The organism is Sphingomonas ginsengisoli An et al. 2013 (assembly GCF_009363895.1).
In the GTDB taxonomy this organism is placed as follows: domain Bacteria; phylum Pseudomonadota; class Alphaproteobacteria; order Sphingomonadales; family Sphingomonadaceae; genus Sphingomicrobium; species Sphingomicrobium ginsengisoli.
Genome location: NZ_CP045434.1, coordinates 2,312,501 through 2,329,016, shown reverse-complemented (window position 1 = coordinate 2,329,016; position 16,516 = coordinate 2,312,501). Strand labels below are relative to the sequence as shown.

Here is a 16,516-nt window from a genome sequence, read left to right as displayed (position 1 = left end):
CCATCGTTGCACCGCAACAAGGGCGGGCGGGGCAGGCATGGCGGCAGCGACGATCGACAGCGGCGACACGGCGTGGATGCTGGTCTCGACCGCACTCGTCCTGCTGATGCTGCTGCCCGGGCTGGCGCTGTTCTATGGCGGGTTGGTCCGCGCCAAGAACCTGCTGAGCGTGATGAGCCAAGTGCTCGGCATCACCGCCGTCGCCGTGCTGGTGTGGATCGGGTGGGGCTACAGCCTCGCCTTCGGCGAGGGCGGGCGGGTGATCGGCGCGCTGTCGCGGATTGGCCTGGTCGGGCTCGACGGCGCCAGCGCCTGGCCGCTGCCGACCGCGGGCAAGGCTATCCCCGAACTGTTGTTCGCCGCCTTCCAGCTGACCTTCGCCGCGATCACCGCCGCGCTGATCACCGGCTCGCTGGTCGAGCGGGTGCGGTTTCCGGCGATCCTGCTGTTTTCGGCGCTGTGGCTGACGGTCGTCTACGCGCCGGTCGCGCACATGGTGTGGGCGCCGACCGGGCTCGTCGCCGCGCTCGGCGCGATCGACTTCGCCGGCGGCACGGTGGTCCATATCAACGCCGGCGTCGCTGGGCTGGTCGGGGTCGCCTTGTGCGGGCCGCGGCTCGGCTGGCCGAAGGAGGCGATGCCGCCGCACAATCTGGCGCTGGTGCTGATCGGGACCGGGTTGCTGTGGGTCGGCTGGTTCGGGTTCAACGGCGGCTCGGCGCTCGAAGCCAATGGGCTGGCCGCGGTGGCGCTGATGAACACGCTGGCCGCGCCGGCCGCCGGCGTCCTTGCCTGGATGGGGATCGAGCGCTGGCGCTCGGGCAAGCCGTCGCTGCTCGGCGGCGCGTCGGGCGCGGTCGCCGGACTGGTCGCGGTGACGCCGGCCGCCGGGATCAGCGGCCCGCTCGGCGCGATCCTGCTCGGCGCGGTCACCAGCCTCGTCTGCTACGGCTTCATCGCCCGCTTCAAGGCGCGGCTGAAGCTCGACGACAGCCTCGACGTGTTCGGCATCCACGGGCTGGGCGGGATCGTCGGCTCGGTCGGGACGGCGGTGGTCGCGCTGCCCGCGCTGGGCGGTCACGCGGCGGCGGACTATGCGCTGGGGCCGCAACTGGTGCGCCAGCTCGCGGCGGTCGGGCTGGCGATCGGCTGGTCGGCGGCGGGCTCGGCGCTGTGCTTCGCGCTGACCCGGGCATTGCTCCCGCTCCGCCACGACGAGGAAGCCGAGCGCGAGGGGCTCGACCTCAGCGACCATGGTGAGCGCGCCTACAGCTGACCGGAGCCGGCCGACCGCCGCAAACCGGGACATTTCCGCCACTTATGCCGAGTCGGGCGATTGACTCTTAACCGCGGTTAGCGGTTAGTTAACAAGTCGCGACTCGCGGGAGGGCCCTGCGATGCGACTCGCAGGGGAAATCCATGGCGGCTCGGGGGTCGAGAGCGGGAGCAAGGCTCGCGGCTGCGATTCTCGTTGCCGCGCTGCCCTGTGGCGGCGCCGGCGCGCAAAGCCTCGCTCCGACCCGCGATGAGCTGACCCGGCCTCAGCCGGTGCCCGAACGGGGCCCGTCGCGCCTCGAAGTGAAAAGCGAGATGGAGCGCTCGCCTTGCGCGCTGGCCGATCCGCAGTTCGCCGGGATCGACGTCACCATCCGCGAGGTGCGGTTCCACAATCTGAAGGGCGCCACCCCGGCGGAAATGCGTGCGAGCTGGGCCGATCTCGTCGGCCAGCCGCGCCCGGTCAGCACCATCTGCGACGTCCGCGACCGCGCCGCGACCCTGCTGCGCGACAAGGGCTATCTCGCCGCGGTGCAGGTGCCGGTCCAGCGGATCGAGAATGGCGTGGTCGTGCTCGAGGTGCTTTACGGGCGCGTCACCACGGTTCGGGCGCGCGGCGAGACCAGCGGCGCCGAAGCCAAGCTTACCCAATATCTGTCGAAGCTGACCGAGGACGAGATCTTCGACCGCAAGCGCGCCGAGCGGTATTTGCTGCTGGCGCGAGACCTGCCCGGCTACAACGTCCAGCTGACGCTCCGTCCCGCCGGCACCGCCCCGGGCGACCTGGTCGGCGAGGTGACCGTGATCCGGCGGCCCTATTCGGTCGATGCGACGGTGCAGAACCTCGCCGGACGCGAGACCGGGCGCTGGGGCGGGCAGGTGCGCGCGCAGGCGTTCGGGCTGACCGGCATGGGCGACGTCACTACGCTCGGTTACTACAACACGCTCGGCGATTGGCGCGAGCAGCGGATCCTCCAGGCGGGGCACCAGTTTCGCCCGGGTTCGGAAGGCCTGATCGTCGACGGCCAGTTCACCTACGCGTGGAGCCGGCCCGACATCGGCGCTCAAGCTGGCGATCCGGCACTGACCGCGCGCACGCTCTTCTCCAGCCTGTCGCTGACCTATCCTTTGGTCCGCCGCCAGGGGCACAGCGTCTATCTCGGCGGCGGGTTCGACTTGCTCAACCAGAAGGTCACGCTGATCACTTCGCTGACCCGCGACCGGCTGCGGATCGGCTGGCTGCGTGCGAGCGCCGAGGGGGTGGATACGAAGAACCCCGCGCCGCACTGGCGGGCGAGTGGCTTCGTCGAGCTGCGCAAGGGGTTCGACATGTTCGGTGCGAGCAGCGAGTGCCGCCAGGCGCTGTGCGATTTCGTGACCACCGTGCCGCTCAGCCGGGCCGACGCCGATCCGCGCGCGACGCTGGTGCGGGCCGGCGGCTCGGTCGAGCTGGCGATCGGCGGGTCGCTGGCGCTCTATGTCAGCCCGCGCGCCCAACTCGCCTTTGCGCCGCTGGCAGCGTTCGAGGAATTCACCGGGGGCAATTACACCATCGGCCGCGGCTACGATCCGGGGACGATCAGCGGTGACAGCGGGGTCGGCCTCGCCACCGAGTTGCGCGGGCCGCGGCTGCGGGTCGGCCACGGCGGGGCACGGGTGCAGCCGTTCGTCTTCGGCGACATCGCCTGGGCTTGGAACAAGGGCGACGGGCTTGGCGCCGATCGCCTGTCCTCGGTCGGGGGCGGGGTGCGCGGCAATCTCGCCGACCGCCTGCGGCTCGACCTCACGCTCGCCAAGCCGCTCGAGCGCGCGGGTCTGTTCGACCGCCGTCCGGGCTGGCGCGCCCTCGTTTCGCTCACCACCCGCTTCCTGCCTTGGAGATGACCATGCGCGCAGCGATTTCCCTGCTCTGCTCGGCCGCGGCCTTTGCCGGCCTCGCCGCCGTGCCCGCTCCCGCGCTGGCGCAGCGCTCGTTCCAAGGGAGCGGCCAGGTCGTGTTCGGCAGTGCGAGCATCGACCAGACCAGCGGGACGGTAGTGCGGGTCGGCAGCCCGCAGGCAGTGATCAACTGGACCCCCGACACCGCCGCCGGAGTCGGCAACGGCAATTCGGTGATCTTCCAGCCGGCCGGCACGACCGCGCTGTTCACCACGCCGACGGGAAGTACGTTGACCGACTTCGCGGTCCTAAACCGCATCCTTCCGGGCGATCCGTCCCGCCCGATCGAGCTCAACGGCACCATTCTCTCGCGGCTGCAGGGCAATGCCGACCAGGCGGCGGGGACGGTCTACTTCTACAGCCCGGGCGGGATCGTGGTCGGCGCGAGCGCGGTGATCGACGTCGGCAGCCTCGGCCTCACCACCAGCGATCCCTGGTCGGGGAGCGGGCCGTGGCTGAGCGCCGACCGCACCGTGGTCTTTGCCTCCAGCGCGCCGGGCCGAGCGGTGTCGATCGCGCCGGGCGCGTCGCTGACGAGTTCGGGCAGCACGGGAAGCTACACCGCCATCGTCGCGCCGCAGGTGTTGCAATCGGGGACCATCAGGACGTCGGGCGGGGCAGCGCTGGTGGCGGCCGACGCCGCGACCATCACCTTCAGCCCCGACAATCTTTATTCGATCCAGGTCAGTGCGCCGACAGCGGGGAGCAACGGCGGGCTGTTCATCGACGGCGGCAGCATCGGCCGCACGCTCAGCGGACCGGTCGCGGCGACGCAGCGGCTCTATCTGGTGTCGATTCCCAAGAATAGCGCGGTGACGATGCTGATCCAGGGCGGCGCCGACCTCGGCTTCACGCCCGCCGGCCAGGCGAGCGTCGATGGCGACGCGATCGTGCTGTCGGCCGGGCGCGACATCGCCCACGGCGCCCTGGCCGGTGCCTCGAACGGGCTGGCAGGCAATGCGACCATTCAGAACGCGACCTTCCGCGATCACACCGTCGCCGGGATCAACGGCTCCGCCAATTTCCTCGCGCTAAGCGGCGACCTGCGCTTCGCCGGCGACCTCAGGATCGAGGACAATGCGATCACGCTGCGCGCCGAAAACGGCCATGCGCTCAGCGTCGGCGGCACGCTCGTCGCCGATGCCAGCGGGGTGAGCAGCGCGACCGACACCACCGGCTTCGGCGGCAGCGTAACGCTGGCCGCGGGGAAGGCGGGCGGCGGCGGGCGCGGGGGCTCGATCAGCGTCGGCGGCGGGGCGAGCCTGCTCGCCAACGGTACCGGGGCAGCGTCGTCGAGCGGGACCGGTGGGGTGATCGGCATGATTGCCACCGACAGCGGCCGGATCGGAATCGGCGGCGATCTCAGCGCGGCGGCCGACGGGATCGGCGGCGCGGGGACCAGCGGTGGGACCGGCACCGGCGGCTCGATCGAGCTCAACGCGCAAGGCGGGACGATCGCGCTCCGCAACGCGACGCTCCACAGCGACGGGGTCGGCGGAACGGGCCAGGGCGGCAGCGGCGGCGATGCCGCGACCGGACGGCTGGCGCTGCTGGTCGGACCCGGCGGAGCGCTCACCGCGAACACCGTATCGGCGCACGCCGGCGCGACCGGCGGCAGCGGCTTAGCCGGGGTTGGACGATCGGTGTCGACGGGCGGCAATCGCGTCCAGCTGACCGGCGGCCAACTTCACGTCGGGCAGCTCGGCTTCACCGTCGCCGCGGCGACCAGCACGCCCGACGCGGTGCGCGACCTGGTCGCGGTCGACCACGCCACCGCGGACGTCGACGGCGGCTTCGGAGTCACCACCAGCAACGCGCTTGGCGTGTCGAGTGACGGCGGCCGGCTGACGGCGGGGTCGATCACGCTCGGAGCCCGCACCTTCACCGCCGAGGCGGCGCCGGTGGCGCGGGGCAGTTTCAACGCCTTGCAGTTGTCGGTGACCACCGCGGGCGACCTGCTGATCGGCGCCAACCTGAAGTCGTTGAACGGCTTCGCGGCCACGGCGCCGGGGAAAGTCGCCCTGGCGGGGCTGGCAACTTCCGCGGGCGGGATCGCGATCACCTCGGGCGGGTTGCTGACGATCGACGGCGCGTGGACCGCGCCGACGATCGACCTCACCTCGAGCGATATCGCGCTGGGCTCGTCCGCCAGCCTGACCGCCAGCGGGGCGATGCGGCTGACCTCGACCAACGCCTCGCAGATGCTGCTTGGCGACGGGCTGTCGGGAAGCGGCTATGCCTTGAGCGATGCCGAGTTCGGGCGGCTGCGCGGCGACAGCATCACGCTGTCCGGCCGCGCCGACGCCAGTGCCCCGCTTGCCATTCAGGTCGGCAAGCTGACGCTGGCCGGCGCGCAGCTCGGAAGCAGCGGGTTGCTGCGCATCGTCAGCGCGACCCCGAGCGGCCGCGCTGGGGTGATCGGCATTACCGGTCAAATGACGGGCAATGGCATCGGCGCTGCGCAGACGGTCGAGTTCGAGGCCGCGCGCGTGCAGGTTGACGCCGGCAGCGGCGGGATCAGCCTGGGTGGCAATGGCGCGGCGCCGGGCGGGCAGCTGAGCTTCCGCACCGACCGCCTGTGGGTCGCCGAAGCCGACACCTTAAATCGGCTCGCCGCCAATTCCGCCTACACCGGACGCGAGGCGGACCTTGCGCGAGTGATGCTCACCCCGCGTCCGGCAGGGGTCGTCCGTGCCGGCACGATCAGCTTCGTCGATCCGCACCAGATCCTGGTCCAGAACAGCGGCACCAAGGCCTTGCCGGCGGGGCTGACCAGCGGCAGCGGCAGCTTCCTCGGCTTCGTCTCCGCGGGGGCGCCGGCGGGCCCGGTCGAGCTGATCGTCAACGGGCAGATCGTGGCGGCCAGCGGCACCGCGACCGGTGGCTTCGCGGTGCAGGCGGCGCTGAACGGCGCCAAGGCGTCGAGCGGGTTCGTCTTCACCCCCAACAGCAGCGTCAACGGCTGCCTGGTCAACGCGTCGAGCTGCGCACCGACCGTCGTCACCCGCGACGAGGACATTCACCTGGGCTTCGTCCCGTTCCTGCCCGACAAATTGTTCGGCGACGACGACGATGACCGCAAGCGCAAGTCGAGCGCGATCACCCCGGCCGAGAAACTGGTCGACCGCCGACCGCTCGAAAAGGTCCGGCCGATCGACGAGCCGGTGTCGGGCGCGGGCAATCCGGCGATGATGGGGGCCACCACGTCGCCGGGAGGCGGACGATGAGGCGGACCCTGGCGGCGGCGCTGGCGGCAAGCGCCCTTGGCGGAATGGTCGCCACGCCCGCACCGGCGGCGGACAGCGTCGCGACCCGCGACAGCTTCCGGATCGGGAGCGACGGGGTCAGTTGCAGCGCGCAATTCAACGCGCTCGACAAAAGGCTCGGGACGATGTTCGACCGGGCCTATGCGCTGACCTGCCGCGACGCCGCGGCGCCGGTCGGGGCGGCGCTGGTGCTCCGCCGCGCGATCGCGCTGCCGGTGGTGATGGCTGGCCAGGAATGCGCGCCCGAGGCGAGCGCCGTGGTGGCCGGGATCGGCGCGGTGCGGATGATCCGCTGCCACGACCGCGCCGCCTCGCTCGACTATCTGCGCTACGGTATCGACCGCGGCGCCAAGCATTATGTGGTCGAGGGCCTCGCCGGCTACGACAGCGCGCTGCGCCTCGCGCTCGCCAGCCTAGTCAACGACCGACCACAGCCCGGCACGGTGCGGGTCGCCACGACCGAGGTCAGCGACCTCGCCGCCTTCGCCAGCATCCAGGCCGGCGCACTCGACACCGGCAGTGCGCGGATCGAGGGCTATTTGCGCAACAATGGCGGTCGCTACGCCGAGTCCGCCGAATTCTTCGATTCGATTGCCGAGCGGCAGGGCAATGACGCGGTGCTCAAGGCCGAGACCTGGGCCAACCAGGGCCTGCAGCAATCGAATCTCGGCAATGCCGCGGCGGCGCGCGGGCTGTTCGACAAGGCGCAGGCGCTGATCTCGCCGTCCGACCCGGTGCTGATGCGGTTGCTGCGCAACTATCGGGCGATCGCCGAGCTCAACCGCCAGCAGCCGTCGGACGCGCTGGTGCGCTTGGCCGAGCCGATGCCCGAAGTGGTCCGCGACGACGACCGCGACGCGCTCGGGCGGGGCCTCATCAACGAGCCGGTGAGCCTCGAGCTCAACAGCGATAGCGCCGACGCGCGGCGGCTGCGTGCGCTCGACAGCGCGTTGACGCCCGCCGAGCGATCGGACGTGCTCGATGGCCAAGCCTTGGCGCTGACCGGGACCGCGCACCGCCAGCTCAAGCGCTATGCCGAGGCCGAGCGCGAGCTGGCCGAGGCGGGCCGGCGGATCCGCGGAGTGCGCGAGGGGACGATCGAATCGGCGAGTTGGATGCTGTCGGACATCGCGCAGGAGCAGGCGCTGCTGGCCGAGGACCGCGGCGACGGGATGGGTGCACGCGCCCGCTACGACGAGGCGATCGCGATCCTCGAAAAGAGTTTGCCCGATTCACCCGCCCTGCTGTCGGCGCGTGCGCGCAAGGCGTCGATGCTCGGCCGGCTCGGCGACCGCGCCGGCGCTCGCGCGCTGTTCCGCGACGTGGTGGCGCAGGCGAGCTCGGTGCCCGACGGCGGCTCGACCTTGCGCGGCCTGCTCGAGCCCTATCTGGCGATGCTGGCCGACGCGCCGGACGCCGCGGCGGCGGGCGAGGCCTTTGCGGCCGCGCAGGCGCGGCAGCGGCCCGGCGTCGCGCAGACGCAGGCGGTGCTCGCCCGCCAGTTCAGCGAAGGCAGCGACGAAGCCAGCGCGTTGTTCCGCCTGTCGCTCGCCCGCACCCGCGAGATCGCCCGAGCGCAGCAGGAAGTGGCCGATCTCCAGGCGCGGCCGCAGCCGACGGCGGCGGTGCTGCAGAGCGTGGCCGCGGCCCAGAGCAATCTCGCCGCCTTGCGGGCCGAGCAGACCGGGCTGCAGGCGCGGCTGAGCGCGTTCCCGCGCTACCAGGCGCTGAGCCGCAGCCAGGTCGACCTCACGGAATTGCAGCAGCGGCTCAAGCCCGGCGAGGCCTATTGGCAGCTGATCGACACGGCGAGCCGGGATTATGCGTTGTTCGTCACGCCGACCTCGGCGCGTCTGTACCGGACCGGCAGCGATCGCGCCGGGCTGGCGGACGACGTCCGGGCGCTGCGCGACACGATTGCGCGGACCGATCAGGGGCAGGTCGTCACCGACCCGTTCGATGTCGCTCGCTCGGCGGCGCTGTTCACCCGGTTGATGGGGCCGATCGCCCCGGCGCTGGGGCAGGTCAGCCACTTGATCGTCGAGCCCGACGGGGCGCTGCTGCAGCTGCCGGTGTCGGTGCTGGTCAGTGACCCCGCGACACTCGCCGCCTACCAGGCAAGACAGCGGCTGCCAGGCGCCGACGAATATGACTATCGCGGGATCGCGTGGCTCGGGCGCGGGCGCGAGATTTCGACGGCGGTGAGTGCGCGCAGCTTCCTCGACGTCCGTGCGATCGCGGCGAGCAAGGCGCATCGGCTCTACCTCGGGCTCGGCGACAATGCGGTGCCCGGCGCGCTGCCGGTCGCGGCGGTGACCGACGAGTGCGAGTGGCCGCTGTCGGCGTGGCAGGCGCCGATCTCGCCGGCCGAGCTGAAGCTTGGGGAGCGGCGGTTCGGGCCGGGGCGCAGCGAGCTGATCACCGGCGCGGCGTTCAGCGACACGGCCTTGCTGTCGGATCGCGAGCTCGGCGACTTCCGCGTGCTGCATTTCGCCACCCACGGGCTGGTGACCGCGCCGCGGCCTGACTGTCCGCCGCGTCCGGCGCTGTTGACCTCGTTTGGTGGGGCCGGCTCGGATGGGCTGCTGAGCTTCAAGGAGATTTTCGACCTCCACCTCGACGCCGACGTGGTGATCCTGTCGGCGTGCGACACTGCGGGCCTGGCGACGATTGCCGCTAGCCGCGAGGCGGGGGTGACGTCGGGGGGCAATTACGCGCTCGACGGGCTGGTCCGCGCCTTCGTCGGCGCCGGCGCGCGCTCGGTCGTGGCCAGCCACTGGCCGGTGCCCGACGACTATGGCGCGACCGGGCGGCTGATGGGCGGATTGCTCGGCGCCAAGCCGGGTGAGCCGCTCGCGGCGGCATTGCGCGATGCGCAGGCGGGGCTGATGGACGATCCCAAGACCAGCCATCCGTTCTACTGGGCAGCGTTCATCATCCTGGGCGACGGGGCCAAGCCGCTGCTGCCGGCGGGTAGCTTACCGCCGCAACAGGTCGCCAGCCTGCCTGAGCGGCGGCGCTAAGGCCGAAGCGCGAATCGCCCGCCGGTGAGGGCGGGCTTGTGCGGGGAACAACGGAGCCAAGCCCTAGGTCAGGTCCGGACGAACAAAAAAGGCCGCCCGGATGGGTGGCCTTTTGAGTTTGGTTGCGGGGATAAGATCTAAACCTACGACCTTCAGGTTATGAGCTTCAGAACGTCCACTTTCGCAAGCAGTTGAGAAGTCGGGCATTTTATGGCTAAGCTGTTGGCTTCCCCCCTGCTACGCAGTGTCACAGGGAGACACCGGATGCTCAAAGGATTCCAAACGATCGCGGACACAGCGCGGACACGCAATCAGCGAATTACCTTGAATGATTCGATCCCAACCAAAGGTAATCGCATCTACTACGATGAGCGCGTTAGCGGCTTTGGCTGTCGAGTAGCCTCAACCGGCGCTCGGTCCTTCATCTTCAACTATCGCACCGCTAGTCGAGAGCGGCGGATAACGATCGGCCAGTTTTTTTTCCTGGAATGTCGTGATAGCCCGCAGACAGGTCGAGGCGCTCCGTCGAGACGTCGATGTGGGTGGCGATCCCCTGAAGAAACGCGAGGACCGGAGGACTGCGCCCACTGTTAAGTCCTTGTTTGATCGATATTCGGCTGAGCACCTTCCGACTAAAGCCGCGCGTTCGGCAACGGACGATCGCTCGATGTGGGTCAAAGACATTCTACCTAGCTTTGCTGCAATCAAGGTCGAGGACCTAACCTTTGCAGACTGCGCCGCTCATCACGCGAAAATAAGTCCAACCCGCGAGGTTAGAGCCAATCGCATCCTTGAGGTCCTAAGAAAGGCGCTAAACCTCGGCATCCGATGGGGTTGGATTGAGCGTAAGCCAGCTTCTGGGGCACACAGAAATCAGGAGCAGAAAAGGCACCGCTACCTCGCTCGCGAAAGCGTGATGCTAATGAAGCGGGCCTTAGAAGGGCAACCAGTAACCGTCCGCAGATGCGGTTCTGTTTATGCTCCTAACCGGCTGCCGGAAAAGTGAAGCTCTCGGGGCTACCTGGGACCAGTTCGATCTCGATGCGGGGACTAGGCCGAGTTCTCAGACGAAGCAAAGGCGCGAGCATCGACTTCCGTACTCGTCAGATGCAGCGGAAATCCTCGCACGACGGTGCGCCGAGGCTGCCGGCCCCCACATATATGCCGGCAGGCTCGGCGCACCCCTACGGGATGCCCGGAGGACGTGGCTGTCGGCTTGCACGAGCGTCGGCCTGAAGCGGGTTCGCCTGCATGACTTAAGGCACACGTTTGCGAGCATGGCTGCGTCTGAGGGCCTAACCTGCTGGTTGTAGGCGAGCTGCTTGGGTATTCTTCGGCCGAGACGACGATGCGCTATGCAGGGCTATACGACGATGTTTTGAGGCGGGCGACTGAAGGTATTTTAGAGAAGCTTCGATGAGCAGCAATCGCGAATGTCTGCTTCGGGTGAAAAGCGGACGTTGGCCTTTGGATAATCGCGGCCCGTGTCTCTGATCCTAATCTCTTCGGTCACAACTAAGGTTTCGCCGGCGGAGCTACGCGCCGGAAAAGACGCGATACGGCAAATCCTTACGGCAGCCGGGCCGTCCAAGTGACCCTCGGCCGTCGCACCCCTGATGGTTAACCTCAACCGCCTCCAATAGTCACCAGCGATGGAATTTGTTTGCTTTGACGTGTAGGCGTTTGCGCATACATTCGAGGTTTCGAGTGTTATTCGGAAAGTTGGCGGATCGGGTGCCGGCAAAGGCTAGCCATGAGCGATCGCTTATGTCGTTACCGAAACCGCCCTGTCGATTGGACGCTTGCCGCGCAAATTCTGGATGGACGTGGGACAAGAGTTGAATAGAAGGTGTTATCTTTGACTCAGTCCTTCGAAAATACAGCAGCGAATTCCACTGGTCTGCGCAGGTCCTGGCAAATACAGCGTCGTGTTATCTGGGCGCTGACTTTGCGCGAGATGTTGACTCGATTCGGACGGCATAACATCGGGTTTCTTTGGCTTTTCGCAGAGCCGATGATGTTCACATTGGCTGTCACTGCGCTGTGGACAGCCACTAAGTCGGTACATGGATCAAATCTTCCGATAGCAGCGTTTGCAATCACCGGATATTCGAGCGTTCTGCTTTGGCGAAATATGCCAGGGCGAGTGATTAATTCGATCGAACCCAATCTGGCGCTTATGTATCACCGCAATGTCAGACCCTTAGATATCTTTTTCGCTCGTCTGATCATCGAGGGTGCCGGAGCGACAATGTCGTTCGTGTTCCTCGTAATATTCTTCGCTTTCTCGGGGTGGATCGATCTTCCTGAAAACGTCCTGCAAGTGTCGTTTGGGTGGTTTATGCTTGCTTGGTTTGGATCAAGTCTTGCAATTCTGCTCGGTGCCCTTGCAGAGGAGTTCGAATTAGTCGAAAAACTTTGGCACCCGCTTGCGTACATTCTCTTCCCGCTCAGCGGTGCGGCGTTCCTAGTCGACGCGCTTCCGCAAGAAGCCCAATATTACGTCCTGTTGTTGCCAATGGTTCACGGCACAGAGTACATCCGTGAAGGCTTCTTTGGTAGCCAGATCACGGCCCATTACGATTTGGGCTACATGGCTCTTGTCAATCTGGGACTGACAATTTCGGGTCTGTCGCAAACGATGAAGATCAGTCGCACGATCACGCCTGAGTAATCTTGGCTTTTGGCAGAATTCAATCGCGGCCTCCAACCTGGAATTTTGCCTTTATTCAGCGGCCATTTACCTAGACCCAGAAATTTTCCCGTCCTCGTGGCCTATCGATTTTTGCCGATAAGCTTCGCAATCGATCATCGCTCTCTCTCATTGGGTGGCGGGTTAATCGCTCACGCTAAGCGTTAGGCCGTAGCATTGCTTTATTGTTTCTAGACTCGGCTTAAGAACCTCTTCAGGCGAAACATCTCCCGGCACGGCCACAAAGTTCCAGACTTTGGCGTTGATCAAATTCTCTGCATGCGGGTACTCAAAGCCAAAGAGATCATAGATCCGATAGCCGAAGCTTGTCACAAAGGCGTGCAAGTCCCTTGGTTCGTAATTGAAAAAGGCCGGAGAAGTATCGTCCCACTCAAACGCGATCAGCGGTCGTTTCCGAAAAACTTCCTCAGCACCCCGGAAAGCGTCAAATTCGGCGCCTTCTATGTCAAATTTCGCAAAAGTGAGACGATTGACGAAGGCCGTTGAAAGGGCGCTATCGAGCGTGACCAATTCAACTGTAATCTCGTCGTACTCGCCCTCGATGAGATTGTCGCGGTGAGCGAGACTACTCAGACCTGAATCATTTATTTTGCTGAAGAAGAATTTGGCCTCTCCGAGTCTGTCTGACACCGCCTTTTGATAAAGGGTTGTCCTTTGCCGCAGGTGCGCATGATGTAGGGCGATTGCCTCGAGGGTTTGTCGGCACATCTCAGGCGCAGCTTCAAAGCCAATAACATGACCCGCTGGGCCTACGGCTTCGGCCATCTGAACAAAATGGGTTCCGTGATTCACCCCCACGTCGAGCATAGCATCCCCGGGACGCGCATGCGCGACGTAGATATCGCGAATGAGGCCTTCCATGTCGGGCCACCCCGTTGAACGAAGGAAGTACTGGGCTAGTGCGTGACGATCCATCTCAATGCAGTCTCTCGCAGATTTTGCTTAGCTGTGCGTCAGTCGGCCTGATTGGCGACGGGAATACCACGGCCACAATTCACCTACGCAAGAAATCCAACAGTTTCCGGTTGGGGCGAGGTGCTCTTGGTAATCCGGAAATTTCCACCTTGCGATTGCCATTCAGATATTCAGAACTCGCCAAAAGACCGGTCACGACCTTATTCCTCCTCTCGCCTTCTCTTAGAAGTCTGAGGTGATGTTGCTCGCCATCTGGATCAGGGGAGCGGCCCAAGACGACCTCGTAAGCCTTCCTGACAAAGAGCTCCGGAGGCAACTCTCGTAGGTCTGACCATTTAAAAACGGAAGTTCCGCTAGTGCCTTGCTTTTGCGGCTCAACGCTCGAATGCGCAGCCTGACTTTGCAGGACGCTCAACATTCCTTGGGCCCGCAGAAGATCGCCAGTCTTCAAACGCTTCTCGACCGTCTTATAAATCTCGTCTCGAGCGTTCGTGAGCTGGCCTAGAAAGACAACCAAGTCTTGCGCCCACTCAGTCCAGCTCGGGCCATGCTCGCCTCGTACGGATGATGCTCCTGCACGTAACGCCTTGCGAACCGCCTCTGGCAGGTCGTCGTCGTTGCCGAACAGGACCACGCCCGACGTGTCCCCGAACGTTTGCAGAATTTCGCGCGTCGCTGCGATATCACGCGCGACAATGGGCTTACCTAATGCAAGTGCATGCATGAGTGTAAAACCAAATCCCTCGTAAAACGATGGAAGGACAACCACGCTGCTGCTGGCAAGAGCGTGATTCATCTCAAGCTCACTGATCGCGCCCGACCTCAGCAAGCGAACATTTGGAGGATAGCTTTCTTGCGCTCCCAGGACGACAAATCCCAAGGATTGGAAAGTTTCTGCTAGAAGTTTTCCGACTCTCGTTGAGTCCTTATGGTCGAAATGATTCCCGGCGACAAAAATGTGACGGGCGCCTTTCCGACTTTCAGCGTATTGATCGGCATAACAGCCACGCTGCGTCGCGAGCAGCTTTGCGAAAAGTCGACCCTTGACCGAAGGAAATCGATTTACGAAAGTTTTCCTCGAAAACTCACTGATAAATACCAAGCCGCTCGCAGTGTCGGCGACATGATCCCAAAGGTCTTCGATTTTCTGGTTGTGCCGGAGGGGTCCACAATCGAGGGAAATAACATCGAGCATCGAGTAGACTACGATCGGGGCCAGCTTTTCCATCACGTTCACGTCGTGCAAATCGTAGGGCTGGCCGAAACTGAATGAGATCGCATAGACTTCATCAGTCCGACTAGTAATTCGGATGTTGGGAATCGTTTCAAGGCCATGAAAACGGGCGGTATCCCAATCACAAAGCAGAACGACGTTGAAGCGGTCGTCAGCTTCTCTCGAAAACGCTCTCAAAGCAGACACGATGAATTCGTTGGTGCCGTTATGATGGCGGCCCATAGAGAGTAGATTGAAGACAATATCGAGGCGTCCGTGAGAGTCCGGCAAAAGACCCTTCATTAAGCTTTCAGCGCGAAAACCCGGCGAGTGTTCGAACTTTCGCACCAATGGCAAAAACTCAGGATGGAGTCGCGTGATTTCGCGAAGGTTGTCCGCCCGGTGCGAATCCAATTCGATATCCGTAAGGACGAAGGAGGCCGAACCTGCGTGATAAGCGAAAGCGTGGTTTGCAAGGACGGCGCGGAACCCGACCTTTCCTGCACGCATAACGAGATCATTTTCTTCTTCGTACCCGACGCCGAAACGCTCGTCCAACCCGCCGAAATTCTGAATCACGACTGACCGAATAAGCATGTAGAAGCCAATTGCGGTCGGCACGAGTGAGTAGCGTGGGAGCAAGTCTTGCAATTCCGACCAAACCTGGTGCGATGCCTCTGGCCCGATGGATAGTCCCGCCTGGCTGTGCGGCGGCAGCGGGAAGGTGCAAAGCGACGCATTGTTCGAGCGCGGACAGACAAAGCCGAATTGTTCGTCGAGGGCAGCAACCGCAGCGAGCTCGGACAGTGTGCCCGGAAAAGTCTGAGTGTCGCTATTGATCAGGATCGCCGACGCGCCCCGTTCCTTTGATGCCTTGAGCGCCTTATTCACGGATTTTACAAATCCGAAATTTACAACGTTTTCGATCAGCAGATCAATCGAGCCGTGGTTGGCCTCGGTAGAAAGATATGCGCTTACCTCGTCGTCATCAGGCGAATCGTTGACCACGATAAGGCGGGGTGCGTACGATGATATCTCACCGATATGAGCCCTAATCGAGTCTAGGCACTCCTGAACGAGCGCCTTATTCCTGTAGACCGGAACAATGAGATCCAGCTTCTCAATCCCGCTGTGGTTTGAGACAGGCGAAAAAGACGCAACAGATTCGTAATTCATTTACCTACGACGCTCGTTCCAGGAGTGACCGGCGTGAAAAATCGAAGGCTCGTCGCTTCGATAATTTACCGACGAATCAAACCTCGGTGCACAAAAAGCGGTCTCGCGGCAAGCCGAAAGCGCTCAAAAGTAGTTGTATCGAGTAGCAAGGTGGTGGGGTCCGAGCGTTGTTTTTCACAGTGATCTAGGCGTCGAGACGCTTGATCTGCGCGACTCGCCCTACTAGGCGGCCGCGGTTGGACAGCGCAGATTCTAGGCCGAAGTATTTGCCCCGGCATTTGCGGCCGCCTCTTGGCCGATCACTGTTGATGCTGTTGCTTGGGGTTTTCGGAAACCACTCGCAGCAATGATCCGTCGTGTGCGACAAGTTAGTGCTTTTGGCGGCACTGCCGAGTTCGCGGATCAAGAACTAAGCGGTCAGCAGGCAGCCGAAACATGGCATACCTCTCCTCTACCGGTCCCGTTGGACACCCGTACTCTCCGCCATCGGACATCGTTTATGATGCTTTGGATGCTTCCCTTGCGAAGCTCTTAGACGAGCACGTGAGGGGCAGCGCGGAGGTCAAGCTTGCCTCGGCTATTAGGACCCGCTCGATCAGCGAGTCCAATCGACTTCCTGAGACGCACTACCGGCTGCTCTTCGGGTCTCAGATCCAGGCCCTCGAGGGGCTCAACGTCACCGGGCAGGCTCCACTCATTTACTTCGAAAAGCTCTTCCAGACGGTCGCGGATAAGCCAGCCAACCTTACTATCCATGCTGGCCGCACCTTTGGGCAGTGGGCAAAGTTTGTCGCGAAAATCGGCTACGCCTCAGTTAATCGAAGGCTCAGAACCTTTGCAAGTGCAGATCACGTTATTCGGCCGGCAGTTCTTACAGTGGATAGTTCTAATTGGTGTCCCCGAATTCAAGCCGGGTTGATGCGGCGGACACTGTGCGGACACGGCTAAGCAGAGTCATTCTTACGCCGAGCGAGACAGACACAAAAAAGCCCGCTAG

The 16,516-nt window shown here is 64.2% G+C and carries 9 protein-coding genes; 7 read left to right on the top strand and 2 right to left on the bottom strand.

Annotation, left to right across the window (positions count from 1 at the left end):
* The first annotated feature begins 37 nt into the window (after nt 1-37).
* The 6 genes from GCU42_RS11325 (at nt 38) to GCU42_RS11300 (ending at nt 12,176) form a co-directional block, all read left to right on the top strand.
* On the top strand, nt 38-1,276 hold the full coding sequence (locus GCU42_RS11325) for an ammonium transporter (RefSeq protein ID WP_114227604.1): 1,239 nt from the start codon (nt 38-40) through the stop codon (nt 1,274-1,276).
* Nucleotides 1,277-1,590: 314 nt separating this feature from the next.
* On the top strand, nt 1,591-3,159 hold the full coding sequence (locus tag GCU42_RS11320; RefSeq protein WP_240309436.1) for a ShlB/FhaC/HecB family hemolysin secretion/activation protein: 1,569 nt from the start codon (nt 1,591-1,593) through the stop codon (nt 3,157-3,159).
* A 2-nt stretch (nt 3,160-3,161) separates the two neighbouring features.
* On the top strand, nt 3,162-6,440 hold the full coding sequence (locus GCU42_RS15560) for a beta strand repeat-containing protein (RefSeq protein ID WP_162789204.1): 3,279 nt from the start codon (nt 3,162-3,164) through the stop codon (nt 6,438-6,440).
* Nucleotides 6,437-9,502, top strand: a complete 3,066-nt coding sequence (locus tag GCU42_RS11310) for a CHAT domain-containing protein (protein WP_114227601.1) — start codon at nt 6,437-6,439, stop codon at nt 9,500-9,502. The genes GCU42_RS15560 and GCU42_RS11310 overlap by 4 nt, the downstream gene beginning before the upstream one ends.
* A gap of 977 nt (nt 9,503-10,479) precedes the next feature.
* Nucleotides 10,480-10,815, top strand: coding sequence for a tyrosine-type recombinase/integrase (locus GCU42_RS15665; protein ID WP_205214967.1), 336 nt, complete (start codon nt 10,480-10,482; stop codon nt 10,813-10,815).
* A gap of 545 nt (nt 10,816-11,360) precedes the next feature.
* Nucleotides 11,361-12,176, top strand: a complete 816-nt coding sequence (locus tag GCU42_RS11300) for an ABC transporter permease (protein WP_114227600.1) — start codon at nt 11,361-11,363, stop codon at nt 12,174-12,176.
* 162 nt (nt 12,177-12,338) lie between these two features.
* Here GCU42_RS11300 and GCU42_RS11295 read toward each other — a convergent pair whose 3' ends face one another.
* Complete coding sequence (locus GCU42_RS11295; RefSeq protein ID WP_162789203.1) at nt 12,339-13,076, bottom strand: FkbM family methyltransferase; 738 nt, start codon at nt 13,074-13,076, stop codon at nt 12,339-12,341.
* Between the two features lie 133 nt (nt 13,077-13,209).
* Entirely contained in the window at nt 13,210-15,519 is a 2,310-nt protein-coding gene (locus GCU42_RS11290; RefSeq protein WP_114227598.1) for a glycosyltransferase, read from the bottom strand.
* A 435-nt stretch (nt 15,520-15,954) separates the two neighbouring features.
* Between GCU42_RS11290 and GCU42_RS11285 the strand changes: the two genes are divergently transcribed.
* Entirely contained in the window at nt 15,955-16,467 is a 513-nt protein-coding gene (locus GCU42_RS11285; RefSeq protein WP_152569559.1) for a hypothetical protein, read from the top strand.
* Nucleotides 16,468-16,516 lie beyond the last annotated feature (49 nt).

What these genes read in the sequence shown, in the direction of transcription:
- GCU42_RS11325 (WP_114227604.1), top strand. Translation starts at nt 38, where the DNA reads ATGGCGGCAGCGACGATCGACAGCGGCGACACGGCGTGGATGCTGGTC.
- GCU42_RS11320 (WP_240309436.1), top strand. Translation starts at nt 1,591, where the DNA reads ATGGAGCGCTCGCCTTGCGCGCTGGCCGATCCGCAGTTCGCCGGGATC.
- GCU42_RS15560 (WP_162789204.1), top strand. Translation starts at nt 3,162, where the DNA reads ATGCGCGCAGCGATTTCCCTGCTCTGCTCGGCCGCGGCCTTTGCCGGC.
- GCU42_RS11310 (WP_114227601.1), top strand. Translation starts at nt 6,437, where the DNA reads ATGAGGCGGACCCTGGCGGCGGCGCTGGCGGCAAGCGCCCTTGGCGGA.
- GCU42_RS15665 (WP_205214967.1), top strand. Translation starts at nt 10,480, where the DNA reads ATGCTCCTAACCGGCTGCCGGAAAAGTGAAGCTCTCGGGGCTACCTGG.
- GCU42_RS11295 (WP_162789203.1), bottom strand. Translation starts at nt 13,076, where the DNA reads ATGGAAGGCCTCATTCGCGATATCTACGTCGCGCATGCGCGTCCCGGG.
- GCU42_RS11290 (WP_114227598.1), bottom strand. Translation starts at nt 15,519, where the DNA reads ATGAATTACGAATCTGTTGCGTCTTTTTCGCCTGTCTCAAACCACAGC.
- GCU42_RS11285 (WP_152569559.1), top strand. Translation starts at nt 15,955, where the DNA reads ATGGCATACCTCTCCTCTACCGGTCCCGTTGGACACCCGTACTCTCCG.